This is a genomic window from Gordonia sp. LMA484 (assembly GCF_058129505.1).
Window position 1 is genome coordinate 2,619,562 of record NZ_CM176700.1, and the last position, 15,438, is coordinate 2,634,999.

General features: G+C 67.0%; 17 protein-coding genes. 6 read left to right on the plus strand and 11 right to left on the minus strand.

The window, feature by feature from the left end:
• Window positions 1–5: 5 nt before the first annotated feature.
• Complete coding sequence (locus AC4AMJ_RS11490; protein WP_489896370.1) at window positions 6–983, minus strand: class I SAM-dependent methyltransferase; 978 nt, start codon at window positions 981–983, stop codon at window positions 6–8.
• A gap of 38 nt (window positions 984–1,021) precedes the next feature.
• A complete protein-coding gene (locus tag AC4AMJ_RS11495; protein ID WP_489896371.1) occupies window positions 1,022–1,810 on the minus strand; it encodes an enoyl-CoA hydratase/isomerase family protein in 789 nt (262 codons plus the stop codon).
• Between the two features lie 57 nt (window positions 1,811–1,867).
• Between AC4AMJ_RS11495 and ligD the strand changes: the two genes are divergently transcribed.
• Window positions 1,868–2,857 carry a non-homologous end-joining DNA ligase gene (gene ligD, locus AC4AMJ_RS11500; RefSeq protein ID WP_489918092.1) on the plus strand — a complete coding sequence of 330 codons (990 nt, stop codon included), beginning with the start codon at window positions 1,868–1,870 and terminating at the stop codon, window positions 2,855–2,857.
• Here ligD and AC4AMJ_RS11505 read toward each other — a convergent pair.
• Window positions 2,838–3,275: a MarR family winged helix-turn-helix transcriptional regulator gene (locus tag AC4AMJ_RS11505; RefSeq protein WP_489896373.1), complete on the minus strand. Its 438-nt coding sequence runs from the start codon at window positions 3,273–3,275 to the stop codon at window positions 2,838–2,840. The two genes, ligD and AC4AMJ_RS11505, sit on opposite strands and share 20 nt — an antisense overlap.
• Before the next feature lie 75 nt (window positions 3,276–3,350).
• Here AC4AMJ_RS11505 and AC4AMJ_RS11510 point away from each other — a divergent pair, with 75 nt between their 5' ends.
• Window positions 3,351–3,977 carry a maleylpyruvate isomerase family mycothiol-dependent enzyme gene (locus AC4AMJ_RS11510; protein ID WP_489918093.1) on the plus strand — a complete coding sequence of 209 codons (627 nt, stop codon included), beginning with the start codon at window positions 3,351–3,353 and terminating at the stop codon, window positions 3,975–3,977.
• Here the strand turns inward: AC4AMJ_RS11510 and AC4AMJ_RS11515 are convergent.
• On the minus strand, window positions 3,967–4,782 hold the full coding sequence (locus tag AC4AMJ_RS11515; RefSeq protein ID WP_489918094.1) for an NUDIX hydrolase: 816 nt from the start codon (window positions 4,780–4,782) through the stop codon (window positions 3,967–3,969). The two genes, AC4AMJ_RS11510 and AC4AMJ_RS11515, sit on opposite strands and share 11 nt — an antisense overlap.
• Window positions 4,783–4,849: 67 nt before the next feature.
• Entirely contained in the window at window positions 4,850–5,680 is an 831-nt protein-coding gene (locus tag AC4AMJ_RS11520) for an ABC transporter ATP-binding protein (RefSeq protein ID WP_489918416.1), read from the minus strand.
• 133 nt (window positions 5,681–5,813) lie between these two features.
• Between AC4AMJ_RS11520 and AC4AMJ_RS11525 the strand changes: the two genes are divergently transcribed.
• Entirely contained in the window at window positions 5,814–6,821 is a 1,008-nt protein-coding gene (locus AC4AMJ_RS11525; protein ID WP_489918095.1) for an LLM class flavin-dependent oxidoreductase, read from the plus strand.
• A gap of 132 nt (window positions 6,822–6,953) precedes the next feature.
• Here AC4AMJ_RS11525 and AC4AMJ_RS11530 read toward each other — a convergent pair whose 3' ends face one another.
• The 5 genes from AC4AMJ_RS11530 to ctaD form a co-directional block, all read right to left on the minus strand.
• The gene (locus AC4AMJ_RS11530) at window positions 6,954–7,415 is read right to left on the minus strand and encodes a cupin domain-containing protein (RefSeq protein WP_489918096.1); all 462 of its coding nucleotides are present in this window, start codon (window positions 7,413–7,415) and stop codon (window positions 6,954–6,956) included.
• A complete protein-coding gene (locus AC4AMJ_RS11535; RefSeq protein WP_489896378.1) occupies window positions 7,412–8,173 on the minus strand; it encodes a peptidyl-tRNA hydrolase in 762 nt (253 codons plus the stop codon). The genes AC4AMJ_RS11530 and AC4AMJ_RS11535 overlap by 4 nt, the downstream gene beginning before the upstream one ends.
• Window positions 8,174–8,179: 6 nt before the next feature.
• Window positions 8,180–8,560, minus strand: coding sequence for a VOC family protein (locus AC4AMJ_RS11540; RefSeq protein WP_489896379.1), 381 nt, complete (start codon window positions 8,558–8,560; stop codon window positions 8,180–8,182).
• 117 nt (window positions 8,561–8,677) lie between these two features.
• Window positions 8,678–9,907 carry a phosphoserine phosphatase SerB gene (serB, locus tag AC4AMJ_RS11545; RefSeq protein WP_489896380.1) on the minus strand — a complete coding sequence of 410 codons (1,230 nt, stop codon included), beginning with the start codon at window positions 9,905–9,907 and terminating at the stop codon, window positions 8,678–8,680.
• Between the two features lie 22 nt (window positions 9,908–9,929).
• Window positions 9,930–11,711: an aa3-type cytochrome oxidase subunit I gene (gene ctaD / locus AC4AMJ_RS11550; RefSeq protein WP_489896381.1), complete on the minus strand. Its 1,782-nt coding sequence runs from the start codon at window positions 11,709–11,711 to the stop codon at window positions 9,930–9,932.
• Window positions 11,712–12,048: 337 nt separating this feature from the next.
• On the opposite strand from ctaD, the gene AC4AMJ_RS11555 reads away from it, so the two are divergent.
• The 3 genes from AC4AMJ_RS11555 to AC4AMJ_RS11565 all read left to right on the plus strand — a co-directional run bounded on the left by AC4AMJ_RS11555 (window position 12,049) and on the right by AC4AMJ_RS11565 (window position 14,345).
• Window positions 12,049–13,029, plus strand: coding sequence for an ABC transporter substrate-binding protein (locus tag AC4AMJ_RS11555; RefSeq protein ID WP_489900966.1), 981 nt, complete (start codon window positions 12,049–12,051; stop codon window positions 13,027–13,029).
• On the plus strand, window positions 13,016–13,774 hold the full coding sequence (locus AC4AMJ_RS11560) for an isocitrate lyase/PEP mutase family protein (RefSeq protein ID WP_489896382.1): 759 nt from the start codon (window positions 13,016–13,018) through the stop codon (window positions 13,772–13,774). Before AC4AMJ_RS11555 ends, AC4AMJ_RS11560 begins: the two co-directional genes overlap by 14 nt.
• Before the next feature lie 79 nt (window positions 13,775–13,853).
• Entirely contained in the window at window positions 13,854–14,345 is a 492-nt protein-coding gene (locus AC4AMJ_RS11565; protein ID WP_489896383.1) for a beta-class carbonic anhydrase, read from the plus strand.
• Window positions 14,346–14,396: 51 nt separating this feature from the next.
• Here the strand turns inward: AC4AMJ_RS11565 and AC4AMJ_RS11570 are convergent, their stop codons facing one another.
• Complete coding sequence (locus tag AC4AMJ_RS11570; RefSeq protein WP_489896384.1) at window positions 14,397–15,332, minus strand: methionyl-tRNA formyltransferase; 936 nt, start codon at window positions 15,330–15,332, stop codon at window positions 14,397–14,399.
• Window positions 15,333–15,438: the final 106 nt, after the last annotated feature.

The window sequence follows — 15,438 nt, forward strand, 5'->3', positions numbered from 1 at the left end:
GGAACTCACACGCCCGGCTTGATACCGGTCACGATCGCGTTGTAGAAGAACTTCTGCGGCACCACTTTCCGCAGCACGTTCTCGTCGAGCCAGGACAGCCGCTTCCAGCCGTTGAAGGCGAACATCGCCCACCCCCAGCCGAGCTTCCCGGGCGGCACGGCGGCCTCGAAGGTGCGCACGGGCCACCCCAACATCGCCGCGGCGAGTTCCTCGGTCGCCGTCTGCACCTCGTCGGCACCGGCAGCGCGGGCCATAGTCGCGAGATCGGCCGGATCGAAGGTGTGGATGTCGACGACAGCCTCGAGGGCCGCGGCCCGTGACGACTCGTCGAGTTCGGCCTGCGGACGCCGCCAGGACTGCAGCGGGCCGAACTTGGTGACATTGGTGGTCGCGGCCCAGGTGGCACGACTCATCCACCGCGCGTAGAAGTCTCCGATGGTCGTCGGTTCACCGGCGAAGACGAATCGGCCGCCGGGCCGCAGGACGCGCAGCACCTCCCGCAGTGCCTGCTCGACGTCCGGGATGTGGTGCAGCACAGCGTGCCCGACCACGAGGTCGAAGGTGTCGTCGTCGTACGGGATCTTCTCGGCATCGGCAACCCGACCATCGACGTCGAGACCGAGATTCTCCGCATTGCGCAGTGCGACTTTCACCATGCCGGGTGACAGGTCGGTGACCGAACCCTTCTTCGCCACGCCCGACTGCATCAGGTTCAGAAGGAAGAACCCTGTCCCGCAACCCAACTCCATCGCGCGCTCATAGGGCAGCGGCTGGTCGGCCGCGACCGCATCGAACCGTCCGCGCGCATAGTCGATGCAGCGCTCGTCATAGGAGATCGACCACTTGTCGTCGTAGGTCTCCGCCTCCCAGTCGTGGTAGAGCACCTGCGCCAGTTTGGTGTCCTCGAGCGCGGCCTTGACCTGCTCCTCGGTCGCATGCGGATTGGGTTCCGGATCGGTTCCCGGCGTCACGTTCGTGGTCATCGTTGCGCTGCTTCCTCGTCGAGAGTCGGTCGGGTTGATCACTTACCGGTGAACTGCGCCTTGCCGGGGCCGTTCTCGACGAACGACTTCATCCCGATCGAGCGATCCTCGGTGGCGAACAACGCGGCGAAGAGCTGCTCCTCGATCTTGAGCCCGGTCGTGAGGTCCACGCCGAGGCCCTGGTCCACCGACTTCTTCGCGGCGGCAAGCGCGATGGAGGCAGCGCCCGCGAACTGTCCCGCCCACGCCAACGCCGTGTTGTAGACCTCGTCGGGTGCGACCACCTCGTCCACCAGACCCATGGCGAGGGCCTCCTCCGCCCCGACGAAACGACCGGTGAACATCATGTCCTTGGCCTTCGCCGGACCGACCAGGCGTGCGAGGCGCTGAGTTCCGCCGCCACCGGGGATCACGCCGAGCAGGATCTCCGGTACACCCAGTTTGGCGTTGTCGCCGGCGATCCGCCGGTCGGCACCGAGGGCCACCTCGAGCCCGCCACCGAGCGCGTAACCGGTGATGGCCGCCACCGTCGGCTTCGGGATCTCCGAAATCGAGCCCAGTGCCGACTGCAGACGACCGGCGACCTTGCTCATCTCGGCGTAGGTCATGTCGTTCATCTCTTTGATGTCGGCGCCGGCGGCCAGCACCTTGGGACCGCCGTAGATCACGACCGCCTTGATGTCGTCGCGCACCGTCGCCTCGTCGGCCGCAGCGGACAGTTCCGTCTGCACCTGCCGATTGAGCGCATTCATCGGCGGTCGGTTGAGCAGGATCGTGCCGACCCCTGGGTGATCATCGGATGTCTCGAGAGTGACGAACTCAGGCATGGTCGAAGGCTACCGTTTGGCCGCATCGGGTGGTTCTCCAGGCCATACAGTGGTGTCATGGCGAAGGCCTCGAGCAATGCCGGCGAACCGATCGAGTTGCAGGTCGGCGAGCGGGTGATCCGGCTGTCCAGTCCCGACCGGGTGTATTTCGCCGAGCGCGGCGAGACCAAGCGCGATCTCGCCGAGTACTACCTGGCGGTGGGCGACGGCATCGTCCGCGCCCTGCGCGACCGTCCGTGCATGCTGCACCGCTTCCCGAAGGGCGTCAGCGGCAAGAAAGTCCATCAGAAGCGGATTCCGGCCGGTGCTCCCGACTGGCTGGAGACCGTGGAACTCTGGTTCCCCCGCTTCGGACGGACCGCCGACGAATTGTGCGTCACGGAGTTGGGCAGCGTGATCTGGGCGGTGCAGATGTCGACCGTGGAGTTCCATCCCTGGAACTCGCGTCGCGATGACCCCGAGTCCCCGGACGAATGGCGGATCGATCTGGACCCGATGCCCGACTGCCCGTTCTCCCGAATCCAGCGGGTGGCCCACGTCGTCGAGGAGGTACTCGACGAACTCGGTATCCGCGGGTTTCCGAAGACCTCCGGCGGCCGCGGTCTCCACATCTATGTGCGGATCACATCGGAGTGGGGATTTCCTCAGGTCCGCCGCGCCGCGCACGCCTTCGCGCGCGAGATCGAGCGCCGCGCCCCCGACGACGTGACGACGACCTGGTGGCGCAAGGACCGGGACCCGGCGGCGGTGTTCGTCGACTACAACCAGAACACCCGTGACCACACCATGGCGTCGGCCTACTCGGTGCGCGGCAATCCCCGGGCCACGGTGTCGGCTCCGATCCGGTGGTCAGAGATCGACGACGTGTCGCCGGACGACTTCACCATCGCGACCATGCCTGCGCGGTTCGCCGAGATCGGTGACCTACACGCCGAGATCGACGACGTGGCCTACCGCTTGGACACACTGCTGGACTGGGCCGAGGCCGACGACATCGACAGCGACTCCACGAGCACCGACCCCGACGTCATCGATATGGATCAGTGATCGCACGCAGCGCGATCAGACTTGCGCGCATATCGTCGAACTGCTTGTGCCCCAGATATTCCCGCCATTCCGACTCGACGATCTCCACCTCGCGGGCCGCCATCGCGCACAGTTCGACACCACGCTCGCTCAAAGTCACCAGGCGCGCGCGACCATCGGATGGGTCGGGCACCCGCATCAGATACCCCACCGACTCGAGTTGATCGACGAGCCCGCCCGCGGTCTGTTTGGTCACCCCCGCCTGCTCGGCCAGGTCGGTGAGCCGCATCGGCTCCGGCGCAAGTCGCTGGAGCAGGCGCGCCTGGGCGAGCGTGATGTCGCCGGCACCCGCGTCGGCGATCCGCGACATGACGCGCTGTTCGGTCGCGCGGTGTGCGATGAACATCAGGACCGCGGTCGAGGGCTGGTCGTCGGACATGCCATTGACTTTAGTACGTCTTCCTGACTAATATAGTCAGCTATCCTGACCAATCGGTTCGGACGGAGGCTGATCATGGAATCCGACGTCATCTGGCGCCACATCGACGCACAGCGGCTGGAGGTGGCCGACCTCATCGATGCCCTGACCGACGAACAGCTCGCGACCCCGTCACTGTGCGATGGGTGGTCCGTGCGTGACGTCGCCGTGCATCTGTCACAGGCCACCACTGAGCCCGTGCGTGTCGTCGGCGCGATGCTGCGCTCGGGCTTCCGGTTCAACGTCATGGTCCATCGGTACGCGATCGACGACCCGACCTCCGCCGGGGAGGCCGCCGACAAGCTGAGGGCGATGGCCGGATCGCGACGTCACGCGCTGGGGACGACCGAGATGGAACCCCTCCTCGATGTGCTGATCCACGGGCAGGACATCGCCGTACCGTTGGGAATCGAACGTCCGATGCCCGTCGACGCGGCCACCGCCGTGGCACGACGACTGTGGCCGATGCGTTTTCCGTTCCATCCGCGGCGCGATCATCCGGACGTCCGTTTCGTGGCCACCGACGCCGACGTCGAGTTCGGCTCCGGGCGCGCCGTCGAGGCGCCCATACGCGACATCGTCATGCTGTTCGCCGGACGTGGCGCCGCGGCGGGTGCGCTGACCGGGCTGTGCCGCGAGGGGCCCGGAACGATCAGCGACTGAGGCCCGGGACCTCACGGTCGGCCGCGACGGCGAAGTAGCGCTCCGAGCCGTCGAACTTCAGACCCGCGATCCCCGCACCCGGTGTCACGGAGGGTTCGATCGGCTCGACGACCCGTTCCGCGGCGAGCAGCTCGTCGACGGTCGAGTACTCGGCCAGGTGGTTCAACTGCGCCCACGTGGGCGGGAGCAGTGTGTGCTCGCCGGCGATCCACGCGTCGAGTGCGACCTGCGGCCGGACCCATCGCGCCACTTCGGCCTCGGTCGTCTGGTCATCGGCGACCTGGCCGGCGGGCATGGCAGCGAGGAAGAAGCGGGTGTCGTAGCGACGCTTCTCGATGATCGGGGTGATCCAGTGTGCGAGTGGCCGCAGCAGATCTGCCCGCAGTCGGAGATCTTCGGTGCGCAGGAACTCGCCGAAGGACAGCGATTTGTCGATGAGCTGGGCACGCTGCGGCGCGAAGGACACGGGGTCGGAGACCGTGCCGTCGGCGCGCGTGGCAAGCAACACACCGCACTCCTCGAAGGTCTCGCGGACCGCGGCGCACACCAACGCCTGCGCGGTGGACGTCTCGGTATGGAACGCGTCTGCCCACCACTGCGCGTCTGGTCCCGTCCATCCGATGTCGGCATCGGCGTCCCGGGGGTCGACGCCGCCACCCGGGAACACCGTCACGCCACCGGCGAAGGCCATCTGCTGGACGCGTCGTTGCAGGAAGACCTCGATGCCGTCAGTGGTGTCGCGCACCAGAACCACGGTCGCCGCATCACGCAGCGGGGCGGGCTCGGGGGACTCCGATGGGACCATGACCAACCTCCAGTCGTCGGACGCTCTGACGACAGTAGCGCGGCCGGGGAGGCCCGCTGCGCGACGGTCAGCCGGCCGCGCGCCGATGCCCGCCGACGCGCCGCGAACGGCGAGCGAAGTACCGGCCGTCCACCTTGCTGAGGGTGATCTTCTGCCGGAACGCCGTCGACAGGTTCACGCTGGTCAATACGTCGTCGAGTAATCCCTGCGCGACGATCTCACCCTCCGACAACAGCATCGCGTGCGTGAATCCGTCGGGGATCTCCTCGACATGGTGCGTGATCAGCACCATGGCCGGCGCCTCGGGATCGGACGCGAGCCGGCCGAGCCGATCGACGAGTTCCTCGCGTCCGCCGAGGTCGAGGCCGGCCGCGGGCTCGTCGAGCAGCAGCAGTTCGGGATCCGTCATGAGGGCGCGGGCGATGAGGACGCGCTTGCGTTCCCCCTCCGACAACGTGCCGAAGGTTCGATCCGCCAGATGTTCGGCACCCATCGACTCCAGCGATTCCACCGCCTGTTCGCGGTCCATGTCGTCGTACTCTTCACGCCACCTGCCGAGCACCGAATAGCCCGCCGAGATCACCAGGTCGGTGACGATCTCGCCGGGCGGTACACGTTCGGCGAGCGCCGCGCTCGATATGCCGATCCGGGTGGAGAGCTCGCGGACCTCCACCTTGCCCAGTTGCTCGGTGAGCACGAACGCGGTCCCCGTCGTCGGATGCTCCTGAGCGGAGGCCAGCCGCATCAGCGATGTCTTCCCGGCACCGTTGGGCCCGATCACCACCCACCGCTCGTCGAGCTCGACTTGCCAGTTCACGGGCCCGACCAGGGTGTTCCCGCCCCGAACCAGGGTCACATCGCGAAAGTCGACCAACAGGTCGGGGTCGGTGTCGTACACGTCGTCGGAGGTCGGGTCACTCGCGTTGGTCACTCCCCTATCGTGCACCACGAACAGAGCCGTCGCGTGAACCCACACGACACATCCTCGCCGACAATGGAATACGAACGACCCCCGATGCCTTGACCATGGCATGAGTGTTGATCTGTCGATCCTCGACCTGGCCCAGGTCGGCCCCGGCGAAAGTGTCCGTGACAGTTTCGCCGCCAGCGTGGACATGGCGCAGCGCGCCGAACGGTGGGGCTACCGGCGCATCTGGTACGCCGAGCACCACAACATGTCCACCATCGCCTCGGCCGCACCCGCCGTGCTGATCGCGCATGTGGCGGCGCACACGAACTCCATCCGCCTCGGTGCCGGCGGCGTCATGCTGCCGAACCATTCGCCGCTCGCCATCGCCGAGCAGTTCGGCACCCTCGGCGAACTGCATCCCGGCCGAATCGACCTGGGACTCGGTCGCGCCCCCGGCGGCGACCAACAGACCTTTGCCGCGCTGCGGCGCACCATGGCGTCGGCCGACCGCTTTCCGTCCGACGTCCTCGAGCTGCAGGGTTACCTCCGCGGCCACTCCCGTGTGGAGGGGGTCAGCGCGACTCCCGGCGCCGGGACCGACCTTCCGCTCTACATCCTGGGCTCCTCGCTCTTCGGTGCCCAGCTCGCCGCGGCACTCGGCCTGCCCTACGCATTCGCCTCACATTTCGCTCCGCAGGCATTGGAGGAGGCCGTCGCTCTCTATCGCCGCGAGTTCCAGCCCTCCGAGCAACTCGATACGCCCTATGTCATCGCCGGGGTGTGCGTCATCGCCGACGACGAGGAAAGCGTTGCGCAGGAACAGCTCCGAAAGGCGAAGCGTCATCGCGTCAATGCGCTGTTCGGGCGTGGGCGTCGCTTCACCGATGACGAAGCGGACATGATTCTCGACATGCCGCAGGGACGCCAGATCGATTCGATGATGACCTACGCGGGAGTCGGGACCCCGGCCCAGGTCATCGACTACCTGGACTGGTTCGCCGGACACGCCGATGCCGACGAACTCATCGTCGCCTCGATCGCACCGGATCGAGAGATCTGGCGGAACACGTTGGGACACATCGCCCCCGCACGGGCCCTGTCGCCGGCGAGCGAGACGTCGTCGCGCTGACCACGTGAGCGCTCACCCCAACCGTTCAGGCCACTGATGGATCAGGCCTCGAGCCGCACCTGATCTCGATACGCCGACTCGCCGCCTACTCGATCAACGAACAGTGGGTGGCAGCCGGGTCGGCGGCGAGGATCAGGTGTCGTCGGCCAGCCGGAAGTCGGCGAAGTCGAAACCGGGAACCACGATGCAACTCACCAGCGCAGGCTCGTCACCGCGCGGGCGCGCTCGCTGCCACGTACCGGGCGGCACCACGGCCTGAGGCTGCTCGCCGGCACCCACATCAGAACCCACGACGATCCCGACCGGCTCACCGGGTACACCTGCGTCACCGCCGAGCTCGAGCACCACGGGCGAGCCTCGATGATGCAGCCACAACTCGGCTCCACGGACGGTGTGCCAGGCCGACTGCTCACCGGGCAACAGCAGGAAAAGGATCGCGGTTCCCGCCGCTCGATCGCCCGAATACTCTTGCGGCAGAACGGCACCGGGCAGTGTCACGGTGCTGCGCCAGGTCTCGCGGTACCAACCGCCCTCCGGATGTGCCACAAGACCCAGGTCACCCGCCCACTCCGGCAGTCGCTGCTCGTCACTCACCCGTCGATCACCTCCGCGATCACCGTCACCGACCCGGGCGCGATCTCGGTGAAGCCGGCGTCGCGGATCGCAACCGCCCGGCCGTGCGACTCGGCGACGAGGAGGTCGGCCCACCGATCCGCGCACGCCTGTCGGACCACCAGCGGACACCCGTCGGCATGCCATGCACGTGCCCGCGCCGCAGTCATCAGCGTCACCACGAGCATCGCGCCGTGACCGACCTGTGCGGCAGACTTGCCGACGGTCATGTCCAGATCGGGGTTGATCCAGAGCACCACGCCCCCGTCCGGCGGCGACGTCGCGAGTTCACCACCGAGTTCGGTGCCACCGATCTGCAGTCGCGAGATCCGACGATCCACATCGCCGACCCGGCCGGGCACGATGGCGCGGGCCTGCGCGTCCCCCTCGGACACGGTGAGCCCCCACACCTCCTGCGCGGCAGTCCACTGTGCGCCTCGGGCACGTCGGGCGATCTTCCGGATGCGCGCCTGACACCACGCGTCCATGGGTTCCACCCACGGACCGGCGCCGCCTGCGCGGTCATCGAGGCACAGCATCGCGACGGCGCGTGCCGCGGCGGTCAGGAGATCGGCACGGTCGGGTGGGTTCACCTTCTCGATACGCACGACCATCTGCATGGCGAGTACATCGGCGGGATCGGCCGGGTCCTCGCCGCCCCCGACATAACCCACCAGCCTGCGATACGCATCGTCCGATGACTCGCCGATCTCGTCGAACTCGGCCGCGGTGTCCGCCAAGCCTGCTCACCCCCAGTTCTCGGCCTTGGTCAGGCAGAACGGATGTCCTGCCGGATCGAGCAGGACCCGCCAGGTCTCCCCCGGCTGTTCGGCCGGCAGCCTCGCGCCCAGCGCCACGCACCGATCGACGGCGGCGTCGAGATCGGCAACCGCCAGATCGAAATGGAACTGCTTGGAGCCGTGCTCGTTCGGCCACGCCGGCGGCTCGTAGTCGGGTACCGAACCGAAGCCGAGGGCAGGACCCGACCCCTTGAGCATTGCGTAGCCGTCACCCGATGCGGTGATCTCCCAGCCCAGGACCGCCGACCAGAACTCGGCCGATTCCTTCGCATCCGGGCAGTCGAGGGTCAGCATCGCGAAGTCGGCGATGTTTCCGGTGGCGGTCATCTGCAGGTCCTCTCCTCTGTGGTGTGTCACCTTCGATGATGCGCCCATCGCGGCGAACTTCCTTGAAGGAATGCGACATGGCCGGTCACATCGCCGTGCGCAGCATCCGGGAGAAGCTCAGCTGAGCGGGACCCGCCGATACACCCCGTCGGCAGCGTCCGCGGCCTCGATCTCGTCACGGGTCACCCCGAGGATGAACAGGACCGCGTCGAGGAACGGGTGGCTCAACGCCGCGTCGGCGACCTCACGCAGGGCCGGCTTGGCGTTGAACGCGATCCCCAGCCCGGCCACAGAGAGCATGTCGATGTCGTTGGCGCCATCACCGACGGCGATCGTCTGCTCCATCGGTACGCCGACCTGATCGGCGAACGCCCGTAGCGCCTTGGCCTTTCCGGCCCGGTCCACGACCTCTCCGATCACGCGGCCGGTCAGCTTGCCGCTGACGATCTCGAGGGTGTTGGCCCGGACGAAGTCGAGCTCGAGCTCATGCGCGAGTCCGTCGATGACCTGGCGGAATCCGCCGGACACGACACCACAGTGGTAGCCGAGTCGATGCAGGGTCCGGATCGTGGTCCGGGCGCCCGGGGTCAACTGCAACGAACTCGCGACGTCGTCGATCACACTCGCGTCCAGCCCGGCCAGGACCGCCACACGCTGGTGCAACGATTCGGAGAAGTCGAGTTCGCCACGCATTGCCGCCTCGGTCACCGCCGCCACCTCGGCCTCCCGGCCGGCCTTCGCGGCGAGCATCTCGATGACCTCACCCTGGATGAGGGTGGAGTCGACGTCGAAGACGATGACCCGCTTGGCCCGCCGGGCGAGACCGCCGCGCTCGACGGCGATGTCGACGCCGTGACGCGCCGCCACGGCCGCCATGCCCTTGCGCAGTGCCGAGTCGGCAGCGATGCTGTCACGCCCGGTGCTGACCATGAGTTCCAGTCCGGTCAGCGGATAGTCGGCGACCCCGCGGATCAGATCGATGTTGGCGCCCTGACTGGCCAGCTCCGCCGCGAGCGCACGGAATGCGCGTGCGGTGACTGGGCTGCCGAGTACCACCACCGCATGACTCGACGGACGCCGACCGGTGCTCGCCGCGCCCACCTCGACGATGACGTCGATACCGATGGATGCCATGGCCTGCTCGACCACGTCTTGGAGCTCTTCGGCGTCACCGGACGCCGACACCAGCACGCCGAGGGTGAGCCGGCCGCGGATCACCACCTGCTCCACATCGAGGAGACTGACCTGCTGGCCTGCCAAAGCCCCCATCAGTACTGAGGTGACGCCAGGCTTGTCCGGCCCGGTGACGGTGATCAGAACTGTCGTGTCACCCGGAGTGTTCGCCACGTGTTCGCGTTCGCCGGCGACGTCAGCGGGGATCCGAATCCCCGGAACCCTCGTGACTGCCCGTCGTCAACGGCTCCCGACGGGAGTCCTCGACCGACTTGCTGCTGTCCCCGTGACCCGGGCCGACGTGGGCCTCGGCCCGCATCCGGTCGATCATGTGCGGATAGTGCAGTTCGAAGGCAGGGCGTTCCGAGCGAATACGGGGCAGCTCGGTGAAGTTGTGCCGCGGGGGCGGGCAGCTGGTGGCCCACTCGAGCGAGTTCCCGAAGCCCCACGGGTCGTCGACCGTGACGACCTCGCCGTAACGGTAGCTGCGGAAGACGTTCCACAGGAACGGCAGCGTCGACAGGCCGAGGATGAAGGCACCTGCGGTCGAGATCATGTTCAGCGTGGTGAAACCGTCCGACGGCAGGTAGTCGGCGTAGCGACGCGGCATGCCCTCGTTACCCAGCCAGTGCTGCACCAGGAACGTGGTGTGGAAACCGATGAACGTCAGCCAGAAGTGCCACTTGCCGAGACGCTCGTCGAGCATGCGTCCGGTCATCTTGGGGAACCAGAAGTAGATGCCGGCGTACGTGGCGAACACGATCGTTCCGAAGAGCACGTAGTGGAAGTGCGCGACCACGAAGTAGCTGTCGGAGAGGTGGAAGTCCAGCGGCGGGCTGGCGAGCAGCACACCGGTCAGGCCACCGAAGAGGAAGGTGACGATGAAGCCGACCGAGAACAACATCGGCGATTCGAACGTCATGTTCCCTCGCCACATCGTGCCGACCCAGTTGAAGAATTTCACACCGGTCGGGACCGCGATCAGGAAGGTCATGAAGGAGAAGAACGGCAGCAGCACCGCACCGGTCACGTACATGTGGTGCGCCCACACGGCCACCGACAGCGCCGCGATCGACAAGGTCGCATAGATCAGGCCCGAGTAGCCGAAGATCGGCTTGCGCGCGAACACCGGGAACACCTCGGAGACGATGCCGAAGAACGGCAGGGCGATGATGTACACCTCGGGGTGCCCGAAGAACCAGAACAGGTGCTGCCAGAGGATCACGCCGCCGTTGGCGGGGTCGTAAAGGTGGGCACCGAATTGGCGGTCGACCTCGAGTCCCATCAGAGCCGCGGTCAGCAGGGGGAAGACGAGCAGGATCAGCACGCTGGTGACGAGGATGTTCCAGGTGAAGATCGGCATGCGGAACATGGTCATGCCGGGTGCACGCAGACAGACGACCGTGGTCACCATGTTGACCGCACCCAGGATGGTGCCCAGACCACCGACGGCCAGACCCATGATCCAGAGGTCGGCGCCGACGCCCGGCGAGTGGATGGCGTCGGTCAGCGGGGTGTAGGCGGTCCAGCCGAAGTCGGCCGCACCACCGGGGGTGATGAAGCCGGCCAGCGCGATGCATGCACCGAAGACGAACAGCCAGAAGCCGAACGCGTTCAGACGTGGGAACGCGACGTCGGGCGAGCCGATCTGCAGCGGCAGGACGAAGTTGGCGAAGCCGATGACGATCGGCGTCGCGTAGAGCAGCAGCATCACGGTGCCGTGCATGGTGAACAGCTGGTTGAACTGTTCCGTCGACAGGAACTGCATGCCCGGATGGGCGAGCTCACCACGCATCAACAGCGCCATCAGTCCGCCGATGAGGAAGAAGGCGAAGCAGGCGGTGATGTACATCATGCCGATCAGCTTGTGATCGGTCGTGGTGATCAGCTTGTAGATGAACGAACCCTTGGGCTGATAGCGCTCCGGAAAGGGACGCACTGGAGCCACTTGCGTGGTGGGCTGGTCAACCGCGGTCACAGATCCTCCTCGTTGCGCAGCCGTCGGGGTCGGTCAACCTGCCGATTCCCCGCGGTCGCCACATGAACAAAACGAGCGCTGGTAACTGATCCTAAACCCTCATACCGACGGTAGCCGAGTGGGTCCTACGATCTGTCGTATTCGATCTGCGAACGAGCCCATCGCCGCAGATCAGCAGGCGCGCCGCAGACGACGCGCGGTGCCGCCGACGGCCGCCGGGGAGCGTGTCGCGCGCCGCGCCGCGACCGCGATCGGACGGCGTCCGCCCCGGTGCTAGCGTGATCGCGTGCATCGCAGCGGCGAGACCCGGATTCCGACTGCCCGATCCCGGCCCCGGATGACCCGCGGTCCGGCGCGGATGGTCGGCGTCATCATGTCCGTGTGCGCCGTCGGCATCCTCGCCGCCTGCGGGCAGGATCAACCGCTGACCGACCCGGACGGGTCGCCCATCTCCACCGTCACCACCCGCGTCGCCGAGGTGAACATCGTCAACGCCGACCGCGACCTGACGCGCACCTGCCTGGCCCCCACAGCCCCCGACCCCGGTGCCACCGACATCACCCGCATCGTCGTCACCGACCCGTCGCTGCTCGACGCCGTCTGCGCGCTCGGCATCGGCCCCAAGGTCGTCGCCGTCGCCGCCGACGGGTCGATCCCCGCCTATCTGGGGCCGCAGCTCACCTCCGTGCCGACGATCGGTTCCACACCGGACGCGGCAGCGGCCGCCCAGGCCGAGCCCGACATCGTGCTCACCACCCCGCGCACGGCGGCATCGTCGACGGCGTTCGGCGACACCCGTGTCGTGACGATCGAACCGGGGACGGATTGGCGCGCGCAGTTCCAGGCGGTGGCCGATGCCCTCGGCAGATCGTCGAGCGGAACCCGGCTCCTCGACGAGTTCGACACCGAGACCCGCAAGACCGGCCGCCGGATGGATGCCGAACACAACCAGATCTCGCTGATCAGATTCACCGGGAATTCGGAGATCGTCGCCGGCACCGACTCCTTCGCCGGTCAGATCTTGTCCGCGGTCGGCGTGCAACGGCCCGAACCGCAGCGGTCCCCCCGATCGTTCACCCTGACCGACGAGAATTTCACCGACGCCGACGCGGATCTGATCTACGTTGGTTTTCAGGGCGATGCCGGCCTGGCACACGGCAAAGAGGTCCTGCTCAGCGATCGGTGGCTCGACATGGGGGCACCGACCTGGAAGCGGGTCCTCGCCGTCGACGACGACGTCTGGTACCGCTCATCCGGCCTTGCGGCCGCATGGTTGGTACTCAATGACCTCAAGGAGTCCCTCGATGGCAACTCATGATCTCGCCGCCAAGGCCCAGACCCTGCTCGACCTTCACCGGCCGGGGGATCCGGGCGTGTTCCCGACCGTGTGGGATGCGTGGTCGGCGAACCTCGCGGTCGCCGGCGGCTTCGCCGCGCTGACCGTCGGCAGTCACCCGGTCGCCGACTCCATCGGCCGCGCCGACAACGAGGGCATGACGTTCGACGAACTGCTCACCCGGGTCCGCCAGATCAGCGGTGCCGTCGACGTCCCCTTGTCGATCGACATCGAATCCGGGTACGGCGAATCGCCCGAACGGCTCATCGACGGTCTGCTCGACGCCGGCGCGGTCGGCCTCAACATCGAGGACACCGTGCACTCCGAGGGCGGCCGTCTCCGCGACGCGGCCGAACATGCCGACCTGGTCGGTGCGCTGCGGTCGGCGGCCACGGCCGCGGGGGTTCCGGTGGTCATCAATGCGCGCACCGATCTGTTCCTCAAGCAGGTCGGCGACGAGTCCGATCGGGTCGAACGCGCGGTCGCGCGACTGACGTTGTGCGCCGAGGCCGGCGCGAGTTCGCTCTACCCGGTCGGGTTCCACGACGACGATGTCCAGCGCAGGCTGTGTGCCGAGTTGCCGCTGCCGGTGAATGCCATCGGCAATCCGGCGCAGGGGTCCCGAGCCCACTTCGCCGAGCTCGGCGTGGGTCGGGTCAGCTTCGGTCCGCTGTGGCAGATGAACCTCGCCGAGCGCGCCACCGAGCTGCTCGCCGACTGGCGCTGATCCCGGGCGACGCCCCGACTATTCCTCACCCTGGGCCAAACCCTCACGCTCGGGTGCCCGTCGGGACGAAGATCGACACATGAGTGTCACCGACGAATACCTGGCCAACAACGCCGAGTACGCGAAGACCTTCGACGGGCCGCTCCCGCTCCCGCCGAGCCGGCACGTCGCCGTGATCGCGTGCATGGACGCACGGCTCGACGTGTACCGCATCCTGGGACTCAAAGACGGTGAGGCACATGTGATCCGCAACGCCGGCGGGGTGGTCACCGACGACGAGATCCGTTCGCTGGCCATCAGCCAACGGCTCCTGGGCACCACCGAGATCATCCTGATCCACCACACCGACTGCGGGATGCTCACGTTCACCGACGACGACTTCAAACGCGACATCCAGAACGAGATCGGCCAGAAACCGGCATGGTCGGCGGAGTCCTTCACCGATCTCGACGAGGATGTCCGCCAGTCACTGCAGAGGATTCGCACGAGTCCATTCGTCAGCAAGACCAGTTCATTGCGCGGCTTCGTGTTCGATGTCGCGACGGGCAGACTGATCGAGGTCACCGCCTGATCGAGGTCACCGCCTGATCGAGGTCACTGCCTGATCGAGGTCCGATCGGCCTCAGCCGAGGTAGCCGCCGCCGTGGGGAAAGAACACCTTCCCGTCGTGCTCCACACCGTCGTCGGTCCGCAGTCGCTCGATGACGAGTCCGCGGTTGCGGCCCAGATGGGCGTCGGCACCGGCGACGATCACCATGCCGTCGCCCTCGTGGATGAACACCCGGCCCGGCGTACCGCCATAGATGCACCGTGAGACCGACGCCTTGGTGATGCGTAGCCGCTCGCCACGGAAGTGGGTGTAGGCGTTGGGATATGGATCGGACTGCGCCCGCACGAGCCGATCGATCTGATCGGCGGGCCACGACCAGTCGATGCGCGAGTCGATGTCGGCGCGCTTGTGGAAGAACGTGCGATCGGCCAGATTCTGCGGCGTCCACACGGCCGTGCCCGACTCGATGAGGTCGAGGGCCTCGGTCAGCACTTCCGGGATGATGTCGATGGTCGCGCGCACCAACTCGGTCGCCGTCGAGGTGGCGGTGATCGGCACCGCCTTCTGCAGCACGATGTCGCCGGTGTCGAGCCCGTCGTCCATGCGGTGCGCGGTCAGGCCGACCTCCGACTCACCGCTGATCAGCGCCCAGATCACCGGCGAGAACCCGGTGAATTTCGGGAGCAGCGAGTCGTGCAGGTTGAGCGTGCCGTGTGGGGGCAGGTCGAAGAGCTCACCGGGCAGCCAGGTACGCCAGTTGTTGGCGACGATGATGTCGGGCTCGGCAGCCCTCACCCGCTCGATCAGCTCCGCATCGGGTCGCTGCGCCAGGTGGACCGGGATGTCGTGGGCGCGGGCCAGATCCTCGACCGAGTCCGACCAGATCGTCTCGTAGGAGTGCTCGCTCGGCGGGTGCGTCACCGCCAACACGACCTCGTGGCGGGATCCGATGAGCGCCTCGAGAGTCTTGTGACCCCAGGTCTGATAGCCGAAAGTGACGACCCGCATGCATGTTTCCTTGCGTTCGATGGTGTGACTGCGTTTGGGACTGCGTTGTTTCCGCCCCACCTTTGCCGATGTGGTGAGGATATGCAACCCTAATCTCTCGTAGGTA

What these genes read in the sequence shown, in the direction of transcription:
- AC4AMJ_RS11490 (WP_489896370.1), bottom strand. Translation starts at nt 983, where the DNA reads ATGACCACGAACGTGACGCCGGGAACCGATCCGGAACCCAATCCGCAT.
- AC4AMJ_RS11495 (WP_489896371.1), bottom strand. Translation starts at nt 1,810, where the DNA reads ATGCCTGAGTTCGTCACTCTCGAGACATCCGATGATCACCCAGGGGTC.
- ligD (WP_489918092.1), top strand. Translation starts at nt 1,868, where the DNA reads ATGGCGAAGGCCTCGAGCAATGCCGGCGAACCGATCGAGTTGCAGGTC.
- AC4AMJ_RS11505 (WP_489896373.1), bottom strand. Translation starts at nt 3,275, where the DNA reads ATGTCCGACGACCAGCCCTCGACCGCGGTCCTGATGTTCATCGCACAC.
- AC4AMJ_RS11510 (WP_489918093.1), top strand. Translation starts at nt 3,351, where the DNA reads ATGGAATCCGACGTCATCTGGCGCCACATCGACGCACAGCGGCTGGAG.
- AC4AMJ_RS11515 (WP_489918094.1), bottom strand. Translation starts at nt 4,782, where the DNA reads ATGGTCCCATCGGAGTCCCCCGAGCCCGCCCCGCTGCGTGATGCGGCG.
- AC4AMJ_RS11525 (WP_489918095.1), top strand. Translation starts at nt 5,814, where the DNA reads ATGAGTGTTGATCTGTCGATCCTCGACCTGGCCCAGGTCGGCCCCGGC.
- AC4AMJ_RS11540 (WP_489896379.1), bottom strand. Translation starts at nt 8,560, where the DNA reads ATGACCGCCACCGGAAACATCGCCGACTTCGCGATGCTGACCCTCGAC.
- AC4AMJ_RS11555 (WP_489900966.1), top strand. Translation starts at nt 12,049, where the DNA reads ATGACCCGCGGTCCGGCGCGGATGGTCGGCGTCATCATGTCCGTGTGC.
- AC4AMJ_RS11560 (WP_489896382.1), top strand. Translation starts at nt 13,016, where the DNA reads ATGGCAACTCATGATCTCGCCGCCAAGGCCCAGACCCTGCTCGACCTT.
- AC4AMJ_RS11565 (WP_489896383.1), top strand. Translation starts at nt 13,854, where the DNA reads ATGAGTGTCACCGACGAATACCTGGCCAACAACGCCGAGTACGCGAAG.
- AC4AMJ_RS11570 (WP_489896384.1), bottom strand. Translation starts at nt 15,332, where the DNA reads ATGCGGGTCGTCACTTTCGGCTATCAGACCTGGGGTCACAAGACTCTC.